Genomic DNA, 23,262 nt, shown 5'->3' on the forward strand with positions numbered 1-23,262 from the left:
TTAGCATGAAAAATATATTTAATAAGAGAATAGTAAATCGTTTTGGACTAGGTGCTGCTTTTATAAGCTTACTTACAGTTCAAAGCTGTAAAATAGATGTCGAACTTCCAGATCTCTTTACGGAAGATGCGATATTATCTGAAGCAAAAACTACAGAAATGTATCTTAATGGGATGTACAATGAGATTAAGTCATTTCAATTTGGCGTATTCCCTAACTTGGGCTATGATAATGCGACTGATGGACTGACGGATATCATGAAGTATACCTCTACAACCGCCGGTAATGGTACAGTCAATGTTTTAGCTTATAACGCCCAAAACTTTTCACCTGCGAGTGTTGGGCTTAATTATTGGGAGAAAGGCTACGAACGTATCAGAAGGTTAAATGAGCTAATTCATCTTGTTAAGACAAAATCGGTGTTAGATGATGCCAAAAAGCTCCAGTTCGAGGCGGAGGCCCGGTTTTTAAGAGGATATGTTTATTTCTGGTTGGCTAAGATCCATGGTAGTATCGTGCTATTAGATGATATTAGTCAGTATACGGAGAGTAAAGATCATCCACGGTCTAGCGAGGAGGCTGTTTATCGGTTTATCTCAAATGACTTTGAGTTTGCTGCAAAGAATTTGGATAAGACTAATTTGTCTGGACGTGCTACGAAAGGGGCTGCTTATCTGATGATGGCAAGAACGAATCTGTATGCGGCATCGATTGCTAAATTCGATAAAAAACAGTTTAATCCAGATGAGTTGACTGGGATACCAGAAGCAAAAGCTAGCGAATTTTATGAAATAGCAGCGACTGCGGCAAATGAGATCTTGAAACTAGGCGATGAAGGGATTTATGCTCTTGAAGATGATTTTAAGGCGATATTTAATAAGAAGAATTATAAGGAGCTGACAAAAGAGGCTGTATTTCGCATTGATTTTGCCGCTCCTCAGGTAACCCATCAATATGATTTAGGCTTTGCGCCTCCAGGTGATTTACCAGGACAAACCTTGGTATATGGTGTGCCTACAGCAGAGTTGGTCAATGAGTTTGAAATGGCAGACGGTTCTAAGTTTTCTTGGGCAAACACCGTGCATGCAGCAAATCCTTATACCAATCGTGAACCACGCTTTTATGCCACTATTCTCTATAACGGCTCCGTCTGGAAAGGTCGTACGTTAACAACTGTTTCTACTAATTCGGTCGAAGGATTTACACCTTATGGGGCGGCAGGTGATCCCAAGAGAACAGTTACCGGTTATTATAGCAAGAAATTTTTGGATGAGACAAATAGGGACTTTTTGGTGAATAAAAGCACACAGAGTTGGATTGAATTGCGTTACGCTGAAGCTTTCTTGATTTATGCGGAAGCGAAAGGTATGTTGAATCAGGTGGGGGATGGTCTTGTTAAATTAAATGTGTTAAGGAACAAAAGAGGGCTTCCGAGCAGGAATGCCGCCAGTTCGCAGGTGTTGTTGGATTTGGTTGAGCATGAGCGGGTTGTGGAGCTGGCTTTCGAAGGACATCGTTTTTGGGATTTGAGAAGGTGGAGAAAAGCTCACTTAGCATTGAATAATGTGAAGTTTACCGGTCATAAGCCTGAGGCAATCACCGGAGGAGGTTATAGGTATACTGTTGAATCTGCCGATAATGCCTTGAGAACGTTTACAGGTTCACTTTATTATTTGCCTATACCCGAGGCAGAAGTTCAGCGGAATGATGAATTGACACAGATTAAAGGTTGGTAAATTACACGAGTTATGAAAAGGCAATTATTTAGATTAAATATATTTTTCTTCCTGATGATAGGACTATGGGCTTGTAAGCAAGAAGATCCATTGATAAGAAACTCAAAGAATAATGTAGCTGATTTTTATGCTACGCTTGATGGCATGGGCAGGAATCGTTTGTTTTCCTCTACAATCAGTAATGATACCATTTATTTAAATATAAACTATTACTACCCGGAAGATAGTGACAATGAGGTCTCCTTATCAAAGATTTTGTTGCGGGCATCAGTTCCTTCAGATTCAAAAATTTCACCATCTTTAGATGGGTTTTGGGATTTGACTCAGCCGAGGCAACTTACCGTAACTTCTGGAACTGGGGAAGTTAATAAATATGTCGTAGTCGCAAAAAAAGAAGGCAATACTACGGTAACTAATGCTGTTTTGACTTTTGAGGATGGCACAGGAACGCAGCAAAATGTGCAAGCTATTATTAATGGTGGTAAAATAAACTTTTCGGTGGTGCCTGGTACTGTTGTCAATAATGCAACAATTACCTATACAATAAATCGGCATTCAACTGGATCTATCTCCAATGGTGGGGGGGTAGATCTTACCACGCCAAAACCTTTTATTGTTTCCTCTGCAGGAAATGCAAAACGAAGTTATACACTTCAAATGGTTGAGGCTAAGCGTCTTCCTAAGGGGATTCGCGAGGGTAGTGCGAGGGTTATGTTTGCAAAGAGGATGAAAGCAGATCTGGGGATTGACGCCGATAATATGACTGGTGGAATGGCTGTTACGGATAAGTATATTGTTCTGAATACAAGAGGACAAAATAGTGTTTACCTGGATGCTATGACTGGACAAAAGTTAGGTGCAGTAGATCTGGGAGCTATTAAAGGGAACCTCAAGAACTTTTATTCTACATCAGATGACGCGGGAAATATCTTTGTATGTAATCTCGTTCCGAATGATGGTAATACGTTTACGGTATGGAAAATGTCATCCATTACAGCTACTCCACAGCCTTATATTCAATGGAACTCAGGTGCTATTCCTTTGGGAAGAAAATTATCAGTTATTGGAAATGTAAATACAAACGCTATCATTACGGTGCCTCTGAATGCAAATGCATCGAGTGGCTTCGCAAGATGGAAAGTTGTTAATGGTGTTCTATCTTCCACAGCTCCTGAGATTGTCAATATTGCTGGGTATTCATGGAGCAATAATAATGCGGATGTTATCCATACATCTCCTACTTCTGTCACAAGTGACTATTTTGCGATAGGATATTCGAATAATAAATTAGTGAAGGTAAGTGGAGCTACGAATTCAATCGTAAGTTCATTGGATGCCTTAGGGAGTAATTTTATAGCAAATGCAGTTGATTACATTGAGTTTAATAACAGTAGGTACGTGGCTTATAATCACGTTAATACTTTTACTTGGGGGGCGGCAGATCAGGTTTTTTTAATAGATACTGATGGCGGATTCTCTGGGGATCCGTCGCTGAGCTCAGGAGCAACTCCGGGATTAATCTGGGCTGCACCAAAAGGAGAATATGGAGCAAACGGAGCACAAGGTCCTGTAAATGCAAATGGTACAGGAGATGTCATTATGCGCCTGTCGGATAATGGGTACTATCTATATATGTATTTTATGTTTACAAATGGTTATGTAGTTGGCGTTCAGTTTGACTGCGTGGATTTGTAAGTGTTAAATGTCGGGTGCAATAAGAGTATTGCACCCCTCTAAATAAATTAATAGCAGATAAAAGTCAAACCGATTTGTCAACTGACAGATCAAGAAATAATTATTTACATATGAAATATCCATGTAGTACAGACTGCACAAACACGAATGAATATAGTTTGGATATTCCATATGACAGATAAAAATCAAATTACATACATATGAAAGTAAAAACGTTGATTTTCTTGTTATTTGGATTGCTCCTGATTGGATGCAAGAAAGGGAGTGATAATGCCCCTCCTAAAAAGGAACCTGAGGTGGAAGAACCAAAGCCTGGAGAGAAAAAAAGGGAAGTATTGGTTTGGGTGGACGCAAGATCGAATGTATTTGGTACTTATGGCAAGTTTAGTGATAAAGAACAGATCAAAGGTATATTGGATAAGCTAAAGGATGCAGGGACAACTGGGTTGGTTATTGATGTGAAACCTAGCTCAGGGTATTTGATGTACGCGAGTCAATATGCGCCTGAGTTTAAGGCATTAGACGGCAAGAATAAACCTGCGGACTATGTGGAGTTTGTTCTTTCTGAAGCAAAGAAGAGAGGGTTTAAGGCTTATCTTTCTATTGTTACTTTTGTAGAGGCTGACGGGTTCAGGAAATTTGGGTACGGTTTTGATAACCCGGGGTTCCGCGAGAAGTATGAGTCGGTAGTTGTAAAAGATGTTAACGGAACTTTAGGAAAGATTACCGAGACGGGTAAAAATATGTTCGTAAACCCAGCTGCAAAAGAAGTACAGGACCGGGTGCTAAATATTATTAAAGAGATTGTCGGGAAGTTTGAATTAGACGGATTGATCTTAGATTACGGCAGGTATACGGATGTTACCGCCGATTTTTCTGAATTAAGTAAAATTCAATTTGTCGATTTTATGAAAAGAAAATATAATCAGGATATACGATCCTCCCTCAAATTCCCATCTGATATTGTTACAAGTTGGAAAACGAGTGGTGAACAACTATTGCCGAATGTTCAGGGGAAATATTATAGGCAATGGTTGGTTTATCGGGCCTCTGTTATTCAGGATTTTGTTAAAAAGGCTAGGGGCGCTGTTAAATCTATAAAGCCAAATGTTGATTTTGGTGTATATGTAGGTGCTTGGTACACTACTTATTATCAAGTTGGAGTCAATTGGGCTAGTAAAGATTACGATCCATTTCAGGATTTCGAGGTGCGCTTTGATTGGGCATACCCAGGATATGGTGAAACGGGCTATGCCGAAGAACTAGATCTCCTGATGACGGGTAACTATTTCACGCAGATCATGTTGAAGGACAATTCTGCAACGGCTAGCTTGAAGTATCATTGGTGGAGCATTGAAGGTTCTTTGAATGGGATAGAATACATCACTAAAAATAGGAAGCCGTTGTATGGAAGTATTGATGTGGGGAATGTTGCCTACGCTAATAAATCAGAGATTTCGAAGGCTATAAAGTATATTTTATCGCGGACCTCCGGTGGGGTGATGTTATTTGATGTGGTACATATGTACGCTCCTGAATATAATAAACTGAAAGTTGAACTTTTTGATGCGGTTAAGGAAGGAGTTAAGAATTGATGTATAAACTGATTTTAGTATTTATTTGCGCGATTTGTATTTCTTGTGGTTTCTCTAAAGAAGGCGTTCAGGAGGATAAAGACTTCTCTGCAAGGAATATTTTATGGTTTGATGCTACCGCCAATTTCGATCGTTTCTGTGTTAAAGATTCTATCGTTTATTACCTTAAAAAATCAAAGGATGCTGGGGTAACAGATATCGTTGTCGATGTAAAGCCGATTACCGGTGAGGTCTTGTACCCGAGTAAGATCGCTCCTGTAATGACTTCTTGGGGGGAGAGTAAGGTTCAGAAAGATCTGTCATGGGATATGTTAACGGTATTTATTGAGGAGGGACAGAAATTAGGCTTAAAGGTTCATGCTTCTACCAATGTATTTGTGGCAGGGAATAATTATTTTGATCGCGGGGTGGTGTACAGTGATACCGCAAAAGCTGCTTGGCAGACACTGTCCTATTTGCCTGAAGGATTTAAGTTGATAACGGAACAAAAGACCAAGTATTCAGCCATGATTAACCCGGCTTTACCGGAAGTACAAGCCTATGAACTTTCTATTTTGAAAGAGCTGGTCGGATTGTATCCGAAATTGGATGGTATTATCTTGGATCGTGTCCGATTTGATAACTTGAACGCAGATTTTTCACCGAAAAGCAAAACTTTGTTTGAGAAGTACTTAGGGAATAAAGTGGCAAATTTTCCTGTCGATATCTTTAGTTTTAAAGGTAAGGAACGGATTGATGGTCCTTTGTTTAAAGATTGGTTAGCTTGGCGAGCTACAATCATTCATGATTTTATTTTAGAAGCCCGTAATGAAATCAAGGGAATCAATCCAAACATCGTTTTCGGGGACTATACAGGATCTTGGTATCCGCTTTACTACGATGTTGGGGTTAATTTTGCAAGTAAGGATTATGACCCTAGTCTAGATTTTCCTTGGGCAAACAAAGCTTATAAAAATACTGGTTACGCGGAATATCTAGATTTGTTTACTACCGGTAACTATTATTTTGAAGTAGAGAAGTCTGAATTGTTGCAACAGTCCGATACGACAGAAAAAACCTTGGAGTCTGGTTTGGTTGTTGAGAAAGAGGATTGGTATACGGTAGAAGGATCTGCCGAATTGGTGAATAAGGTGACGATGGGAAAGATACCTGTGTATGCAGGGCTTTACGTGGAGCAATATAAGGAACATCCAGAGCAATTTTTAAAGGCTCTTAAGATGTGCCGTTCAAAATCGCAAGGTGTAATGGTGTTTGATATTGTGCATATTATTAATTACGGTTGGTGGAATCAGCTCCAAGAAGGTCTTAAGTAATATGCGTTGTTTGTTTAATGAATGGCGGGACTTTTCCCGCCTTTTTTATGAATTAACAGATGAGTCGCTTGAAACACCAGATTTCTTAAGATTTATATTATGAATAAAAAGCGTAATGTTAACTCTATTTTTAAAATAAATTAAAAATAAATTGATGTTTCAATATTTTTTTTCTTATTTAGTGTCGTAGATACCTAATTATAGATGTTATGATACAAAAATTTTTATGGAGTAGTGTTTTTTTTGCGGTTTTGCTGTTTCAGTTTTCTTGTGATAAGAAAGAAGAACCTGGTTTGTATTCTATTTATCAGTTGGATAAGTACAATCCTAATAAACCTATTATCTCATTAGATAAAGAATGGGTTCGGCAAGAATTAGAAAGCTTTCCTCAGGGTATTGAATTGTATAAGACGGAAAAGAAAGTTGGCTCAAAGTCTACTCGAATGAGTCTCCTTGTGTTTAGACCCAATAAAGGTATAGAATTGAAGCCAGTAGTATCTACAACCGCCAAAACACCAAGTACTTTTTTTGAGGAAGAAACGGGCACAGTATATGCCGCGATGAATGCAGGTTTTTTCTCGGGTAATACTAGTTTGAGTCTCGTCATGCATAATAGTGTAGTTGGTTCTGTTAATGTTAAAAGCTTAACACGACCTTTTAATGAGGTTAATACAACGTATTATCCAACAAGGGCTGCCTTGGGTCTGACAGGTCAACTGGTTCCTTCCGTTTCATGGGTTTACAGTGTTGGAACGGGTAACGGGGTTCTTTACTCGTACCCTCAACCTAGTGGTAATGAAGTTGGAAAGCCTCCTTTGGTGGTACCTTCTGCTTTATTCCCGTTAGGCGGCGAAGTTTGGGATGTAGCTACGGCAATTGGTGGCTCTCCGATGTTGATTAAAGATTCAAAAATAAATATTACCGATGTAAATGAGCTGATAGCTGTGGACAACACCTCTTCAAGAGCGCGTTCTGCAATTGGTTATTTACAGAATGGTAATATCATATTACTTGCCGTAGAGGGAGGTAATCTAGAGACTTCGCCAGGATTAACCTTAGCAGAAGTAGCAGACGAAATGTTGGCTATTGGCTGTGTTGGAGCATTAAATCTAGATGGAGGAGGCTCATCATCGTTGGTGGTAAATGGCGAACAGACGATAAAGCCTTCTGATACAGCTGGTGAGAGAAAGGTAGTAAGCGCTTTAATAATAAAAAAGAAATAGTGTAATGCAGAGATGTTATTTAGTTATTTTATCGATTTTCCTCGTTAATGCGTTGTTCGCACAGACCAAAACGGATGTCATTATTATAGGTGGTGGTGCTAGCGGTACCATGGCGGCTATTCAAGCATCAAGACTTGGTGTCAATGTCGTCGTTGTAGAGGAAACAGTATGGTTAGGGGGAATGCTAACTTCGGCCGGCGTGTCTGCTATTGACGGAAACCACCGTTTACCATCGGGGCTTTGGGGTGAATTTCGCCAAAAGTTGTATGATTATTATGGAGGACCAGAAGCTGTTGAGACAGGGTGGGTGAGTAATACCCTGTTTGAACCATCTGTAGGTAATAGTATTCTCCAAGAAATGGTAAAAAGGGAAAAGAATATACAGGTTCTCTTTGAGACAACTTGGTCTAAAGCCAATAAGACTACTCAGGGATGGACGGTAACCGCAAAGGATAAAAAAGGCAAACAAGTAAGCGTTGAGGGAAAGGTATTGATTGATGCAACCGAATTGGGGGATGTAATGGCATCGCTGAAAGTCCCTTATTATCTCGGAATGGATAGTAAGTCGCTCACTAATGAGCCTTTTGCGCTAGCAGAGGCAAATGATATTGTACAGGATCTTACCTATGTCATTACTTTGAAAGACTTTGGAAAAGGGACGGATAAGACCATAAAAAAACCAAAAAATTATTCGAAGGAAGAGTTTGCAGGCTGTTGTGATGTTTCGGATCCGGCTACTCTCCTTAAAGATAATAACGATTGTTTTAAGATGTTAACTTATGGGCGGCTTCCTAATAATAAGTTTATGATCAATTGGCCTAAAAAAGGGAATGACATCTATTTAAATATTGTGGAAAAAACGCCTTCTGAAAGAGCAAGATTATTGGAAGAAGCTAAGCAAATGACTTTACGATTTGTCTATTATATCCAAGCAGAATTAGGTTTTAGACATTTAGGGATTGATTTTAGCGAATACCCGACCAAAGACGGTTTTCCTATGATTCCCTATCACAGAGAATCCCGGAGACTTCAAGCCAAGTCGTTGTTTTCGTTGCAACATGTCATGACTCCTTTTGAGACTCCTGAAGCGTATTATCGTACAGGAGTGGTGGTAGGAGACTATACCATTGACCACCATCACTACAAGTATGGTAATGCTCCTGAAATCGATTTTGTTAAGATTCGGGTCCCCTCTTACAATGTACCTATGGGATCACTAATTCCGAAAGATTACGAAGGCCTTATCGTGGCAGAAAAGAGTATAGGTGTTAGCAATATTGTCAATGGTGCTACGCGGCTACAGCCTGTAGTGTTGGGAATAGGTCAGGCCTCTGGTGTACTGGCCGCATTGGCCGCACAAAAAGATATTAGACCTTCTCAAGTAAGTATTAGAGAGGTTCAGTCTACGTTGTTGGCACAAGGGGCTTATATTATGCCTTATATAGATGTTCCGGTTAACGATCGTCACTTTGCAATTCTCCAAAAAATTGGTGCAACCGGCGTGTTGAGAGGGATGGGGATACCGTATAAATGGGCAAATCAAACTTGGTTTTATCCGGAAAGGGAGATTAGTGAGTATGAATTAATGCTTGGATTGAGAACGTACTACCCTCAGTTAAATAACGATTGGACAGCCGGAGGGGACGCGTTGACGGTGAAAGGTCTACAAGCAATGTTTAAGTCTTTGGGCAAGGAATTATCTACTGAGGAGTTGAAATTGATACTAAAAGAAGCTGGAAATACGTCGCAAGTAAACGAAACAACACTTTTAAATCGACGATGGACGGCTATAATTTTGGAGCGTCATTTAGGTCTGTTTGAAAGACCTATAGACTTTAAAGGTAATATACTTTAGATGATACACAAGTTAATGGATAGCGCAATACCTGTGGAAAATTTAAGTGTTCCCTGTTCAAGGGAAAGTAGAAATAAGAATGTGAATTTAATTTAACCATTTTATGATTGGATTTAGTATACATATGTTTATAAAAAGATCTCTTTGGGGATTGTTGATGTTTTTTGTCTGCATAGGGGGCACTTTTGCGCAGACAAGACAGTTGAAAGGGGTCGTGATGGATACAAAAGAAATTCCTTTAGAAAGCGTTTCTATCACCGTATCTGGCACGAAGACTGCAGCGAGTTCTAACGCAAAAGGAGAGTTTGCGATTGCTATAACAGGAGACAACAGGATCTTAACCTTTTCTAGAATAGGTTTTCAGTCAAAAGCGATTACTGTAGGTTCGCAATCAAATATTATGGTTGTTTTAGAAGACATTGCCAAAGAAGTTGAGGAAGTTGTTGTGATTGGATATGGTACTGTGGATCGCAAGGACTTGACAGGCTCAGTAGGTAGTGTCAATATAAAAGATCTGCAGAAGGCACCTGTAAAGACTTTTGACGAGGCACTTGCAGGACGGGTAGCAGGAGTTCAAGTTACATCGGCCGAAGGACAGCCCGGATCAAATATTAATATTGTCATCAGAGGTAATAATTCCATAACGCAGAGTAATTATCCGCTTTTCGTGGTAGATGGCTTTCCTTTAGAATCACCAGCTGATATGGCTATCAACCCGATAAATACACTGGATCCAAATGATATCGTTTCGATAGATGTGTTAAAAGATGCCTCCGCTACGGCTATATATGGAGCAAGGGGTGCGAATGGCGTTATTATAGTGACGACTAAGAGAGGACGGATTGGAAAGCCTACAATTACATATAATGGTTATCAGGGATGGCAACAAAACCCTAATCGATTGGCCTCGCTAAATCCCTATGAGTTCGTAAAACTCCAAAAAGAAATTGACCCTATAAGGACAAATTCTCTGTACCTAGATGGTGGGCTCATTGATATGGAGGATTATAAACTAATAAAAGGAATCAATTGGGAGGATCAGGTCACAAGAATTGCCCCTATGAGTAACCACTATCTTAATATGGCTGGTGGTACTGATAAGACCAAGTATTCGGCGACGATGTCGTACACGGGGCAGGATGGGGTATTGATCAATTCAGGCTTTAAGAGGATGTTGGGTAAGTTGGTCCTGGATCAGGATGTAAATGATAAATTGAAAGTCGGTATGAATGCTTCGTATTCGTTTGTTAAAAATTTTGGAAGTCCGACCTCAACAAGTGGTTACAGTAACGAAACCAATATGTTATTCAGTGTTTGGTCATTCCGTCCGTTGGTAACCAACCCCGACATAGACCTGATCAATGAACCCGTCGATCCGGAGGTTGAACAGGGGTCAAACAATACATTCAATCCGGTGCTGACCGCTCAGAATGAATTGAGGGAAAACTATGGTGGTAATATTAACGCAAATGGTTATTTGGAATATAGTATTTTAAAGAATCTCAAACTAAGAATCACGGGTGGTTATAATACAGGGACAAGGGAGTACGATGTGTTTAATGGTAAATTCTCGCGCGCTGGATTTATTTCAAATTATGCAGTAAGTGGAGGTAAAACATTTTATCAAAGCTCGGGTTGGCAGAATGCAAATACATTGACCTACAATAAGAGATTTAATAAAAATCACTATGTTGACGTAATGGTGGGGGTCTCCGCTGAGTCTGGTAAATCAAGGGCTTTTGGAGGTAGCTCTATTTTACTTCCTAATGAAGGTTTGGGACTGAATGGTTTGGATGAAGGTATCCCTAATATCATTACATCTTATTCGTCAGAATGGACATTAGCTTCTTTTTTAAGTCGTGTGAACTATAAATTATTTGATAGATTTTTATTTACAGCAACATTGCGTGCAGATGGTTCCTCAAGATTTCAAGGAAATAATCGTTGGGCTTATTTCCCTTCTGGTGCGGCTGCTTGGCAAATGGATAAAGAAGAATTTATTAAAAATATACCTTTTATTTCGAGCTCCAAGCTTCGCGTTTCTTATGGTGTAACAGGAAATAATGCAATTAGTAATTTCGCTTCCTACCGGGCTATGGCAACAGCGAATCCGGATGTGGCTAACTATTATAACAATTATCCAGGTTATACATTTGGCGATGGATATCAGGTTGGTTTAGCGAATGTTGCAATAGGAAATCCTAACTTGAGATGGGAGTCTACTCAGCAAATTGATTTGGGATATAACTTAGGGCTTTTTGAAGATAAGTTAAAATTTGAAGTTGATGTTTATGAAAAGAAAACTTCTGATTTGTTGTTGAATGCTGATATGTCTCCAAACACAGGGTATTTTAGGTCAATAAAGAATATTGGTAAGGTATCTAACCATGGTCTGGAGATTTCCGTTTCGTATACCCCAATTGAAACCAAGAATTTTTCATGGAATTCCTCTTTTAATATCGCCTTTAATAGAAATAAAGTCGTAGCGCTAGCAGATAATCAAAATTATATTTTGACAAGTCAGAGCTGGGGTGATGATTGGAAGAATATTCCTGGATATGCAGCTATAATTGATGGTCCTATTGCCCAATTTTATGGATTGATATACGATGGTGTATATCAATATGAAGATTTTAACAAAGTGGGCGAAGCTTGGATTTTGAAAAGTGATGTAACGGCGAATAATGCGTCAGGAACAAATGTACAGCCAGGAGACGTTAAGTATCGTGATTTAAATGGTGACTATATCATAGACGAAAATGACAAAACTATTATCGGTAGTCCAGTTCCAAAACATATTGGTGGCTTTGCTAATACTTTTAACTATAAAAATTTCGATTTCCATGTGTTTTTGCAATGGAGTTATGGTAATGACGTACTGAATGCCAATCGCATCATGTTTGAATCTGCATATAAATATGGGTATAACCAATGGGCTTCTTATGCAGATCGTTGGAGTCCTGAAAATCAAGGTTCAGATATACCAGGTGTTCAGGCTATAAAAGGAGGAGCGATGAAAGCATATTCGACGAGAGTGGTTGAGGATGGTTCTTTTTTAAGATTGAAAACGGTGTCATTAGGCTATACGCTACCTAAACCATGGTTGAAAAAAGCAAAGATTGAAGGGATAAGGATTTATGGAGCTGCTCAGAATCTATTCACCTTTACAAAATACAGCGGATATGATCCAGAAGTCTCCGTAAGGAATTCGGCTTTGACACCGGGCTTTGACTTTTCCGCATATCCGAGGACACGTACAATTACTTTCGGATTATCAGCAACATTCTAAATAATAGTAGTATGAAAAAGATATGTTTATTTATCATAGCCTTTGTTTTTACATTGAGCTCTTGCAATAAGTTTTTAGATATAACTCCTTCAGACACTTTGTCTCCTGAAGGATATTTTCGGAATGAAGCTGAAGTAGAGGTTGCCTTAGCTGGAGTATATGATATTTTAGGGAAATCAGGTACATATGGAAGGTCGTTGTTTTTCGAATTGGATATTGCCGATGACAGTTTTGTTGCTTTGTCTAGCTGGACTCAGGATATCTCATTGTTCAACTATAATACCTCTGATCTTAAGCTAACTGATCTATGGATTTATTTGCATAACGGGGTAAATCGTGCCAATACACTATTGGCCAATTTGGATAAAGCTGATATGGCTGAGGATAAAAGAAAAGCAGTAGAAGGGCAAGCGCTTTTCTTAAGAGCTTATTATTTTTTTTTATTGACGAACTATTGGGGGGATATTCCAATGCGTTTGCAGCCAACAACTTCTGTTTCAGATAATGATTTGAAATTTACTCCTGTAAAGGATGTTTACGCTCAGATTGTATCCGATATGGAAAGAGCGGCTGAGCTTGTTAATCCGGTCACATCTTATCCACATGCCGGACGTGTTACCAAATCGGTGGTATGGGGTGTGTTGGCTCGTGTTAATTTGAAGATGGCTGGTCATCCACTACAGGATAAATCGAGATATATTGAAGCTAAGAAATGGGCCGAGAAAGTGATTATGAGTGGTAGCCATAATCTTAATATCGATTATAGAGAGGTATTCATTAAAATGTGCAAAGGCGAATATGATACCAAAGAGTCGATTTGGGAAGTAGAGTTTAACCGATATAATGATGGTCAAATGGAAGAGGGATCTCTTGGTTCAATCAATGGTATCGCAGCCGCTGCGGAACCTTGGGGATTTAGTTATGGAGCAAAGCACCCGACTCAGTATTATTTTGAAATGTTTGAAAACTATACTAAAACGGTTAACGGAGTAGGACAGACATATTCTCCAGATATGAGGAGAGATTGGAGTATGAGTTCGTATTATTATCAAGGAGCTTTAAAGAATAATTACAATGCGACTCAGATCTATAATAGAATGGATGCCAAATGGAGAAGAGAATTTGAACCGACGCAACCTAAGTTTAACGGAACGACGACAATCAACTTTCCGTTGTTACGGTATTCGGATGTTCTGTTGATGTTTGCCGAAGCAGATAATGAGATAAATGGACCGACTGACCAGTCTATAGCATATGTGAATTTAGTTCGAAGGAGGGCTTACGGGAAGTCATTGGGGTCTGGTCTTCGCTTTATAAGTATCAGCAATGGAGGGGCAGGATATACGGAAGAACCACAAGTGAATATAGTAGGTGGAGGTGGATACGGCGCTGAAGCTAGGGCGCTCGTTTCTGGAGGTAAGATCACCAATATAGTGGTGATAAATCCCGGTGTGGGTTATACGTCCAGTCCAACGATAGTTTTTTCGGGAACAGGCTCCGGGGCTGTTGTAACGGTAGAAATGGAGCCTCGCGCTTCTGCTAATGCTGACCTGGCGAAGGATGACACAGATACGGATGTTTCGTTTCGGGATGCTATACGCAAAGAAAGAGCTTTGGAACTTGGGTTTGAAGGACTAAGAAGATTTGATTTGGTGCGCTGGGGTAATTATATCTCAACTATGCGTATCGTAGCAGGACACATAGAAGGTACCGCGGCCCAGGCCTATATATATGCTGCAAGGCATGGTAATAATATTTCTTCTAAAGATACATTGTTGGCTATCCCATCTCGTGAAATGCAATTAAATAGGGCTGCTATTCAGAATAAAGGATGGTAAAATTAATTTCTATGATTATGAAAAAAATACGAGGTATATACGCTTTGATTTGTTGTATAGCGTTGACCGCTTGTCAAAAAGACGAACCAAATGATATTAACTTTGATGTTAATGCAGATAAACTAGAGGTTGCTATGGGTGATTCGGTGTCTTTTAACTTTAATGGAAGTGCAGATATCATTTCTTTTTATTCTGGCGAGAAGGGACAGGAATATGTGAATCGCGCACGGACGGAAGCTGAAGGGCTGGGGATACAATTAACAATTGCGTCACGGGTATTGTATGCCGTTCAAAATAATTTAAAGCTTTTGGTCTCCACTAAGTTTTCAGGTATTTATAATGCTGAAAATATCCATGAAGAGGATTGGATTGATATAACGGATAAGTTTGAGTGGTCCACAGCTACCCCGGGTGGTATAGCGGCTGGAAATACCAATTCTGGACCTATCAACCTTACTGAATATATCGTTCCAGGCAAGCCTATTTATTTTGGATATCGCTATGAAAGTCAGGCGGCAGCAACGGCAGCAACGGCGGGACGGACATGGAGATTGCCTATTTTTAAACTAGAATCTGTTACAGAGCAAGGTGAGGCCAATGAAATCGCTAATGTATTAACTGCAGGTTGGAAGCCTGTGCCAATTATCAGTGCTGTTTTAAAGCCTGAAAACACAAGCTATTGGACGATTAGGACGTCGGATCCTTATCTGTTTTTTACACCTAATAGTACCCTTGAGCCTCATTTACATTGGATAATTACGGCACCTTTTAGTCCAACAGCCATTAAACCAGATAAACCGCAGACAATTAAAGCCGCAATTGACAAGATGGGGAGAAGATTCCGATATGCTTTTAAAGAGTCAGGTAGTTATACGGTGACTTTTGTAGCCAAGAATGTAAACAGCCACGGCGAGAAAGAAATCGTAAAAGAATTGGTAATAGTAGTAAAATAGACATTAAAATTATATATGATGAAGAGACTTTTGTTGACCGTATTGGGTGTATCATTTCTGTCGTGTACACTCTTGGGACAAACATTTGAAGCGACTGTTAAACAGCAGCGCGATATTAAAGCAGGAAAAGTTGGCAGTATTTTAAAGCTAGATGGTTTTCTAAGAACTGATTTTCCTAAGATTGAGTTTAACAAAACGGTTATGCCAGGTCCTCAGTTTATTATATCTGATGATCCTGAGTATATCCGAGTGCCAGAAGCTATTGCATTACAGGAAAATGTCGTGCCTGGAGCTGTACGTTTATATGTGTATAATGTTAATGGAGTAAAAGAACCTCAAAAAATTAAAAGAAAAATTACTGCTGTTATCAAGAATACGGGGACAGAAGTAATGTCTCTGCGTATGCTGAAATATTCCTCTCAAAAACCAAGTACAAATTATTTTCAGGTGGGTAAACAGGGCTTAGAAGACTATTTCGCCTCTAATGTCACTAAGAACGTGCGGCAGGTTAAACCTGGTGAGGTGATCGCTATAGATGAACAATTAGAGAAAAATATTGTAGCGTATGATGAGTTGGTACATGGCTTTTATGAATTTGTAGTGGATCAGCCAGCTCAGATTTCTGTGCTGCAGACTGCTCCAGAGATCAGCGGACCTAAGGCATTTGCTCGAATCAAAAATGTTATACCACATAGTCATGGTAATGCTGGGCGAGGACTTTTCGGTACATCTAACTATGCTGTCGCGAGTAAGGATACTTTGGACACGAAATCTGGTATTACTCAACTTATTATAGCGGATGGAAAAGATGACCCTTGGATAGAAGGAACAATAGGCGAAGCTAAAGCATATGCACGGAATGCGGGTAATTATGGCGTTTTGTACAACACGAAGATAAAGTGGAAAAGTACAGACGGCAAAGCATTAGCATTGGTCACTTGGAATTCACGTTCAGCAGATAATAAATGGTGTGGAGGAATGGGATTGGCGATGGAACTGTTTGATAATAATGGTAAAAAAGTTATTAGACAGCTACCTAGCGATGCTTTAATTACAAAAGCGGCACCTGAGCTTATCTTAGTGGAAATATATAAGGCAGACCCGTCAAAAGAGGTTCAGGAGATTAATTTTACCTATTCGCCTCCTGGGGCTTCCTGTTTACCAACGCCATTGATTTTGGTCCCAATAGATCTATAGTTCGGAATATGAAGAATCTCTTATTTGCCGTAACGATTGGTTTGTGTATCTCCTGTGCGCCTGCAAAGAAGATGGAAGTTGTAAAGCCTGAGTTGCCACAAGAATTGTCTAAGTATTTTCCAAATGAGGTTAAACCTGTAGCGAGCAAACCTTGTTTTCAGGGGGCTTATTACCGTAAGTTGGTCTCTAGTGTAGATCATTGGGTTGGGATTAGTGGGACGGTGGTATTGCCACAGATTACTTTTGACCAGACCCGAAAAAATCCAAAGAAAGAGCAACAGTTTCTTGATAATCCATCCATTTATCTGGGTGGACATGTGGATGGGCAGGAGACGGATATTGGTTTGAGTTGGGAGGTCATAAAGGATGAAAAAGGCAATATATCTGACGCACGGGTTGCATTTCGTCCTTTTTTAAGGAGAGCCTCTCACAAATCAGGTCAACAAGCCGTATTCTTAAACGGTCCGGCTACAAAAGATTATTATTGGTACCCAGGAGAAGAGGTTTTTATGTCAATCGAAACGGTTGGGAAAGGACTGGTGAAATTTGTCATTGAAGGTGCAGGAAAGAAGTATGAGACGACTTTTGAATGTGCCGGTTACACGTTAGACGGCCTTGGTGAGTTTAAACGGGTAAATGCGATTGATCAAATGGGAAATGAAGGTAAACCTGTCCAGCCTACTACAACTAAAGTAAGTATGGGAAAATGGCTCCATACCGATCTTTTGCGTTATGAAAAAGGTAAAGTTGTAAAAACTCCTTTTCACGATGGTAGGTATACAGAAATGAACTGTCCACAACAGCAGTTCTTCAAGGTTGACGCTTCTGTAGATGAAAAATCAAAAGGGGCGGAGGTTGTACATATTAGTGGATCGTAGTTTTAATATAATACGATGAAAAGGAACTATAGCATAGATTTATTGCGTGGTGTTGCCATAATCGGTATGGTATTGGCCGCAGTAATACCATGGACAAACGATTTTCCTGCTTGGATGTATCATGCGCAGGTCGGTCCTCCAGATTTTAAATTTAATCCCAATAATCCAGGTATAACTTGGGTAGATTTAGTGTTCCCATTTTTCTTGTTTGCTATGGGGGCTGCGTTTCCTTTGGCGCTGCGCGGAAAATTGGAGTCAAAACAGTACGCTGTAATTGTGGTAGGGTTACTTAGGAGGGGGCTGTTATTAGTATTCTTTGCGCTTATGTTGGCCTATCTTACACCTGATAACTTGAAGGCCGAGAAATGGGTGAATTATGTCAGTGCTTTGGTCGCTTTTGGTGCTTTCTTTCTTGTCTTTCTGCGCTTTGGAGGTTCAAGACTGAAAAAGAACGGAATACAGTTACTTGGGTTTCTAATTTTCGCGGGTTTGATTTATTATCACAGCGAAGTTCTTGGTAATGCCTTTGATAAGTCCAAAAACAATATTATCATTTTGGTCTTGGCAAATATGGCTGTATTTGGTTCCTTGTTTTGGTTGTTGACAGCTAACAGTTTTCTAATGCGTATCGCTATCCTTGTCGCATTTATGGGTATTTGGTTCACGAAGGATATTGCGGGGAGCTGGACTTCCTATGTGTGGAACTTTCATCCTGATTTAAAGTGGTTTTATAACTTTTCTTTTCTGAAGTACCTCTGTATTGTTCTTCCAGGATCTATACTGGGTGATTTGTTGATTAGCTATAAAGATATCACCAATCAGATATTTACCAATGATGAACGCTCTAAGGCCCGTTTATTGGCTGTACTTAGCTTTGCATTTGTGGTATTCCATGTGGTGACATTATACATGCGACTACTACATGTCAATTTATTAGGACATGTGGTATTTGCCGTATTGTTTTATCTATTCTTTAGAAAGAACAAAGAAAGTCAATTTGCTTTCTATAAAATATTAGTAGGTTGGGGCTTGGCTTTTTCCAGCATAGCCTTATTTTTTGAGCCTTTAGATGGTGGTATAAAAAAAGATCCTTCTTCTTTCAGTTATTGGTTTTTGACTAGTGGTCTGGCATTTTTATTCTATATAGTCTGTGACTACTTGACAAAATGCTACCCTAAAAACATGATAGTCTCATCTGTAGTCAAGAATGGACAGAATCCAATGATCGCTTATTGTGTATCTGCTTTTTTTATAACCCCGGTATTAGGGTTGTTTCAGGTTTTACCGCTGTTTGATTCACTGACAGAGATAAATCCTTATCTGGCCTTGGTAAGGACTTTCGTTTATATATTTTTAATGGTGGTAGTGACTAACTACGCTACGAATAAGAAATGGTTTTGGAGATCGTAAAGAAGAATCGGAGAGTAATCTAATGAGTATAAAAAGTGTATTAGTAATTGTGTTTTTGCTGATTAACATGCTGGCAAAAGCGCAGGTAGCGACAAGTATTGATAGTAATTATGTCTTTAGTGGGTATACCGAAAGATTAGAGCAATATCGGAAAATGCCAACATTAAGAGGGGCAATTATTTTCTTGGGAAACAGTTTAACTGATGCAGGGAAATGGAATGATATTGCGCCGGAGTTACCGATATTGAATCGAGGTATTAGCGGAGATATTTCCTATGGAGTATTAGCAAGATTGGATGAGGTATTAAGACATCAGCCGCGAAAGTTGTTTTTGATGATTGGTGTAAATGATTTAAAAAGAGGAATACCTACTAGTAATATCATTCAGAATTATGAGCGTATAGTTCGCCGTGTACAAAAGGAATCTCCCAAAACAAGAATTTATTTGAACAGTATTCTTCCGATTCATCCTGAAAAACTGATTGAATCTTTTAAGTCGGTTACTAATGCTGATGTTTCAAAATTGAATGATGGTTTGAAGCTTTTGGCGAAGTCTGACAAGAACATTCAGTTTGTTGATCTACATAAAGTGGTCGCCGATAAACAAGGGAATCTGAAACCAGAAATCACACCCGATGGTATTCATCTCGAGGTGGCAGCGTATGTTGATCTTGTAAATTATTTGAAAGATATAAAAGCGTTATAAATAGGTATGAAGAAGATTGTAATGGCCGTATTGGGAGTATTAGGTAGTTTGTCTGTTTTTGCTCAAGATAAATCGCAAGATAGTACGTATAATAACTGGTATTATGAAAGTCGTGAAAAGTTGTATCAAGAACTGAAAGCTGTAAAGTATGATGTGGTTTTCTTTGGTAACAGTATAACAGAAAGAGGGCCTTGGCAGGAATTGGTTGGTCGTAAATATAGCGTTGGAAACAGAGGGATCGGTGGCGATAATACCTTTGGGATGAAGGCCCGCATCAAAGGAGCGATTGCTTCAAAACCTAAGAAAATTTTTCTTATGATGGGGATCAATGATGTAGGCCGTGGGCTGCCGACAACCTGGAGCTTAGAGAACTATGAAGAGATTATTCGTATCATTCAGAAAGAAAGCCCTAAAACGAAAATATATGTTCAAAGTACATTACCACTGAACGAGACTGTACTTAAATACGATTATCTTTTGAACAAGGAGCAACTGGTAAGAGATCTCAATAGAGGGATTTTAGAACTTGTGAATAAGTATAGTTTGGTATATGTAGATGTCAAATCTGTACTAGCAAAAGACTATGTATTGATGAAGGAGTTTACAATGGATGGTATCCACATCAATACAGACGCTTATATTAAATGGGTGGATTATTTAAAAGCAAATAAATATTTATAGATGAAGATAACAGGAACTTTTTTGGATGAAATCAGCCATGATATCCCACATCAAAATTGGGGAAGGGAAGAATGGGATCGCGATTTTGGTTATATGAAGGCGGTAGGTATTGATACTGTTATTTTAATTCGCAGTGGTTACCGGAGGTTTATTACATACCCTTCACCGTTATTGATCGATAAAATGGGCTGTTATGAACCGCCTGTCGACCTGGTTGAAATGTTTCTTCAGTTAGCCGATAAACATGATATGAAATTTTTCTTCGGCCTATATGATAGTGGAAAATATTGGGATACGGGAGATATGCAGCATGAGATTGATGCCAATCGTTTTGTAATCGATGAAGTGTGGGCAAAGTACGGTAAGTACAAAAGCTTTGGAGGCTGGTATTTAAGTATGGAGATAAGTCGTCAAACCAAAGGAGCTGCAAGTGCTTTTCGTATTCTAGGAGAGCAGTGTAAAGCTGTTAGTCGAGGTCTGCCGACATTCATTTCACCGTGGATAGACGGTAAAAAAGCAGTGATGGCTGCATCTTCCTCATTAACAAAAACGGATGTAGTATCACTCCAGGAACATGAACGGGAATGGAACGAAATTTTTGATGAAATACATACATCGGTAGATGCGGTTGCATTTCAGGATGGGCATATAGATTATCATGAGCTGGAAGATTTTTTTAGTATCAATAAAAAGCTTGCCGATAAATACGGGATGGAATGTTGGACAAATGCTGAATCTTTTGATAGGGACATGCCCATTAAGTTTTTACCCATTAAGTTTGAAAAATTAAGACTTAAACTGGAAGCAGCTAGAAGGGCTGGGTATGATAAGGCTATTACATTTGAATTTTCTCATTTTATGAGCCCGCAATCTGCATACCTGCAAGCAGGACATTTGTACAATAGATATAAAGAATATATAGGAGCACTGAGCAAATAAAGGAATGGAAAGATTTGTTGAAAAATATAAACGTGAACTACTTGAGAACGTAATGCCTTTTTGGGTAAAATACTCTAATGATGAGCAGTATGGTGGATTTTTGACCTGTTTGGATAGAGAAGGTTCTGTATTTGACACAGATAAGTTTATGTGGTTACAGGGACGGCAGATTTGGACATTATCTACGCTCTATAATCAGGTGGAGCAAAAAGAGGTCTGGAAGGATATGGCTATTCAAGGTGCTAGATTCATTTTAGATAATGGTAGGGATGAAAAAGGTGATTGGTATTTTTCTTTAGATAGAGTCGGGCGACCTCTTGTACAACCCTATAATATTTTTTCGGACTGTTTTGCGACGATGGGATTAGCATCATTATACAAAACAACAGGTGTAGATGAATACGGTCAGGTAGCTCACGATACCTTCAAGAGAATTCTCGAACGCCAGGATAATCCTAAAGGTAAATATGATAAAGGATATCCAGGTACGAGATCACTTAAGGGATTCGCGCTACCTATGATATTAAGTAATTTATCCTTAGAGCTTGAGCATATAGTCGGGAACAAAATTGTAGATGAGTTGATTGATAAGGTTATTCATGAAGTTATGGATGTGTTTTATCAAGAGGAATCAGGCCTTATCATGGAAAGTGTTCATTTGGACGGGAGCTTTTCCGATAGTTTCGAAGGCCGGTTAGTTAATCCGGGGCACATCATCGAAGCGATGTGGTTTATGATGGATCTGGCCTCCCGTAAAGATGATGCGTTGCTGATGCAAAAATGTGTTGATATTGGTTTACGTGCTCTAGAATATGGTTGGGATGAGAAGCATGATGGAATATTGTACTTTAAAGATATTTTAAATAGACCATTACAGCAATTGGAGTGGGATCAGAAATTGTGGTGGGTGCATCTTGAGGCATTAGTGTGTATGGCTAAAGGATATGCATATACAGGAAATCTTAAATGTAAAGAATGGTTCGAGCGTCTGGATCAATATTCATTTGACAAATTTTCAGATCCACAATACGGCGAGTGGTACGGATACCTTAATCGTCAAGGAGAGCCATTACTTTCGCTTAAAGGAGGGAAATGGAAAGGCTGTTTTCATGTGCCTAGGGCTTTGTTTAAGGTGTACACTACGCTGCAAAAGACTGGGGTTGAGGTTAAGCAGGAAATCGTTTGATAAAAAATCAGTTCAAAATAAAAGGCGATGAATATTTTTCCATCGCCTTTTTTAAGACGGCTTCTTATTTATAAGAGAAAATATCACCTAGTTCATCGTTACTTGTAAAGGTACAGCCTAAATCTGTTAATTCACCGGTACCTATATTAATAACCATGCCGTGTATGGCAAGATCATCTCGTTCTTTCCACGCATTCTGTATGATAGAAGTGGTGCATAGATTGAATACCTGTTCTTTTACATTTAATTCAATCAAGCGATCTACTTTCTTGTCATGATCTGTGATCGCATCGATTTCTGTTGCATGGATACGGTAAACATCTTTGATGTGGCATAACCAGTTGTCTATGATACCAAATTGTTTACGGCTTAAAGATGCAGCAACCCCCCCACAACCGTAATGTCCCGCAATAATAACTTGCTTTACTTTTAATACATTTACCGCATAATCGAGTACAGATAACATGCTCATATCCGAATGAATTACCATATTTGCGATGTTACGGTGTACGAAAACCTCTCCAGGTTTTGTTCCTGTAATTTCGTTGGCAGGAACCCGGCTATCTGCACAGCCAATCCATAAAATTTCGGGATTTTGTCCTTTTGCAAGTTGTTGAAAACGACCTGTTTGGTCTTTGCTGACAAAGTTTACCCAGTCTTTGTTACCCTCTAATATTTTTTGAAATCCTAATTCTAATTCTTTATTTTCCATTTTATTATTATTGTTTATGGACCGCTTAAACGGAACCAAGGTACAGCATTTATCCT

17 protein-coding genes are annotated in these 23,262 nt (G+C 39.2%); 16 read left to right on the plus strand and 1 reads right to left on the minus strand.

All coding sequences use genetic code 11. The features are described from left to right. Positions 1-5: 5 nt before the first annotated feature. The 16 genes from G7B20_RS10910 (at position 6) to G7B20_RS10985 (ending at position 22,494) form a co-directional block, all read left to right on the plus strand. Complete coding sequence (locus G7B20_RS10910) at positions 6-1,736, plus strand: RagB/SusD family nutrient uptake outer membrane protein (RefSeq protein WP_164111157.1); 1,731 nt, start codon at positions 6-8, stop codon at positions 1,734-1,736. A gap of 12 nt (positions 1,737-1,748) precedes the next feature. Beyond that, positions 1,749-3,431 carry a DUF5018 domain-containing protein gene (locus G7B20_RS10915; RefSeq protein ID WP_164111159.1) on the plus strand — a complete coding sequence of 561 codons (1,683 nt, stop codon included), beginning with the start codon at positions 1,749-1,751 and terminating at the stop codon, positions 3,429-3,431. 200 nt (positions 3,432-3,631) lie between these two features. Continuing rightward, on the plus strand, positions 3,632-5,026 hold the full coding sequence (locus G7B20_RS10920) for an alpha amylase family protein (protein WP_164111162.1): 1,395 nt from the start codon (positions 3,632-3,634) through the stop codon (positions 5,024-5,026). Continuing rightward, on the plus strand, positions 5,026-6,339 hold the full coding sequence (locus G7B20_RS10925; RefSeq protein ID WP_164111163.1) for an alpha amylase family protein: 1,314 nt from the start codon (positions 5,026-5,028) through the stop codon (positions 6,337-6,339). The genes G7B20_RS10920 and G7B20_RS10925 overlap by 1 nt, the downstream gene beginning before the upstream one ends. Before the next feature lie 209 nt (positions 6,340-6,548). After that, positions 6,549-7,562 (plus strand): phosphodiester glycosidase family protein, encoded by a 1,014-nt coding sequence (locus G7B20_RS10930; protein ID WP_164111165.1) that lies wholly within the window; start codon positions 6,549-6,551, stop codon positions 7,560-7,562. A gap of 4 nt (positions 7,563-7,566) precedes the next feature. Continuing rightward, positions 7,567-9,417, plus strand: coding sequence for an FAD-dependent oxidoreductase (locus G7B20_RS10935; RefSeq protein WP_164111167.1), 1,851 nt, complete (start codon positions 7,567-7,569; stop codon positions 9,415-9,417). Between the two features lie 124 nt (positions 9,418-9,541). After that, on the plus strand, positions 9,542-12,706 hold the full coding sequence (locus G7B20_RS10940; RefSeq protein WP_240452868.1) for a SusC/RagA family TonB-linked outer membrane protein: 3,165 nt from the start codon (positions 9,542-9,544) through the stop codon (positions 12,704-12,706). Positions 12,707-12,717: 11 nt separating this feature from the next. Further along, on the plus strand, positions 12,718-14,544 hold the full coding sequence (locus G7B20_RS10945) for a RagB/SusD family nutrient uptake outer membrane protein (RefSeq protein WP_164111171.1): 1,827 nt from the start codon (positions 12,718-12,720) through the stop codon (positions 14,542-14,544). 17 nt (positions 14,545-14,561) lie between these two features. Next, on the plus strand, positions 14,562-15,497 hold the full coding sequence (locus G7B20_RS10950; RefSeq protein ID WP_164111173.1) for a DUF5017 domain-containing protein: 936 nt from the start codon (positions 14,562-14,564) through the stop codon (positions 15,495-15,497). 15 nt (positions 15,498-15,512) lie between these two features. Then, positions 15,513-16,694: a copper amine oxidase gene (locus G7B20_RS10955; protein WP_164111174.1), complete on the plus strand. Its 1,182-nt coding sequence runs from the start codon at positions 15,513-15,515 to the stop codon at positions 16,692-16,694. A gap of 8 nt (positions 16,695-16,702) precedes the next feature. Next, positions 16,703-17,572: a hypothetical protein gene (locus G7B20_RS10960; RefSeq protein ID WP_164111176.1), complete on the plus strand. Its 870-nt coding sequence runs from the start codon at positions 16,703-16,705 to the stop codon at positions 17,570-17,572. Between the two features lie 15 nt (positions 17,573-17,587). Further along, positions 17,588-18,982, plus strand: a complete 1,395-nt coding sequence (locus tag G7B20_RS10965) for a DUF5009 domain-containing protein (RefSeq protein WP_164111178.1) — start codon at positions 17,588-17,590, stop codon at positions 18,980-18,982. 22 nt (positions 18,983-19,004) lie between these two features. Continuing rightward, the gene (locus G7B20_RS10970; protein WP_164111180.1) at positions 19,005-19,688 is read left to right on the plus strand and encodes a GDSL-type esterase/lipase family protein; all 684 of its coding nucleotides are present in this window, start codon (positions 19,005-19,007) and stop codon (positions 19,686-19,688) included. 6 nt (positions 19,689-19,694) lie between these two features. Beyond that, a complete protein-coding gene (locus tag G7B20_RS10975) occupies positions 19,695-20,369 on the plus strand; it encodes a GDSL-type esterase/lipase family protein (protein ID WP_164111183.1) in 675 nt (224 codons plus the stop codon). Continuing rightward, the gene (locus tag G7B20_RS10980) at positions 20,370-21,308 is read left to right on the plus strand and encodes a DUF4434 domain-containing protein (RefSeq protein ID WP_164111186.1); all 939 of its coding nucleotides are present in this window, start codon (positions 20,370-20,372) and stop codon (positions 21,306-21,308) included. Positions 21,309-21,312: 4 nt separating this feature from the next. Then, positions 21,313-22,494 (plus strand): AGE family epimerase/isomerase, encoded by a 1,182-nt coding sequence (locus G7B20_RS10985; RefSeq protein ID WP_164111188.1) that lies wholly within the window; start codon positions 21,313-21,315, stop codon positions 22,492-22,494. Positions 22,495-22,558: 64 nt separating this feature from the next. Here G7B20_RS10985 and G7B20_RS10990 read toward each other — a convergent pair whose 3' ends face one another. After that, complete coding sequence (locus G7B20_RS10990; protein ID WP_164111190.1) at positions 22,559-23,206, minus strand: carbonic anhydrase; 648 nt, start codon at positions 23,204-23,206, stop codon at positions 22,559-22,561. Positions 23,207-23,262 lie beyond the last annotated feature (56 nt).

Source organism: Sphingobacterium sp. xlx-96 (assembly GCF_011007365.1).
GTDB classification, from domain to species: Bacteria; Bacteroidota; Bacteroidia; order Sphingobacteriales; family Sphingobacteriaceae; genus Sphingobacterium; species Sphingobacterium luzhongxinii.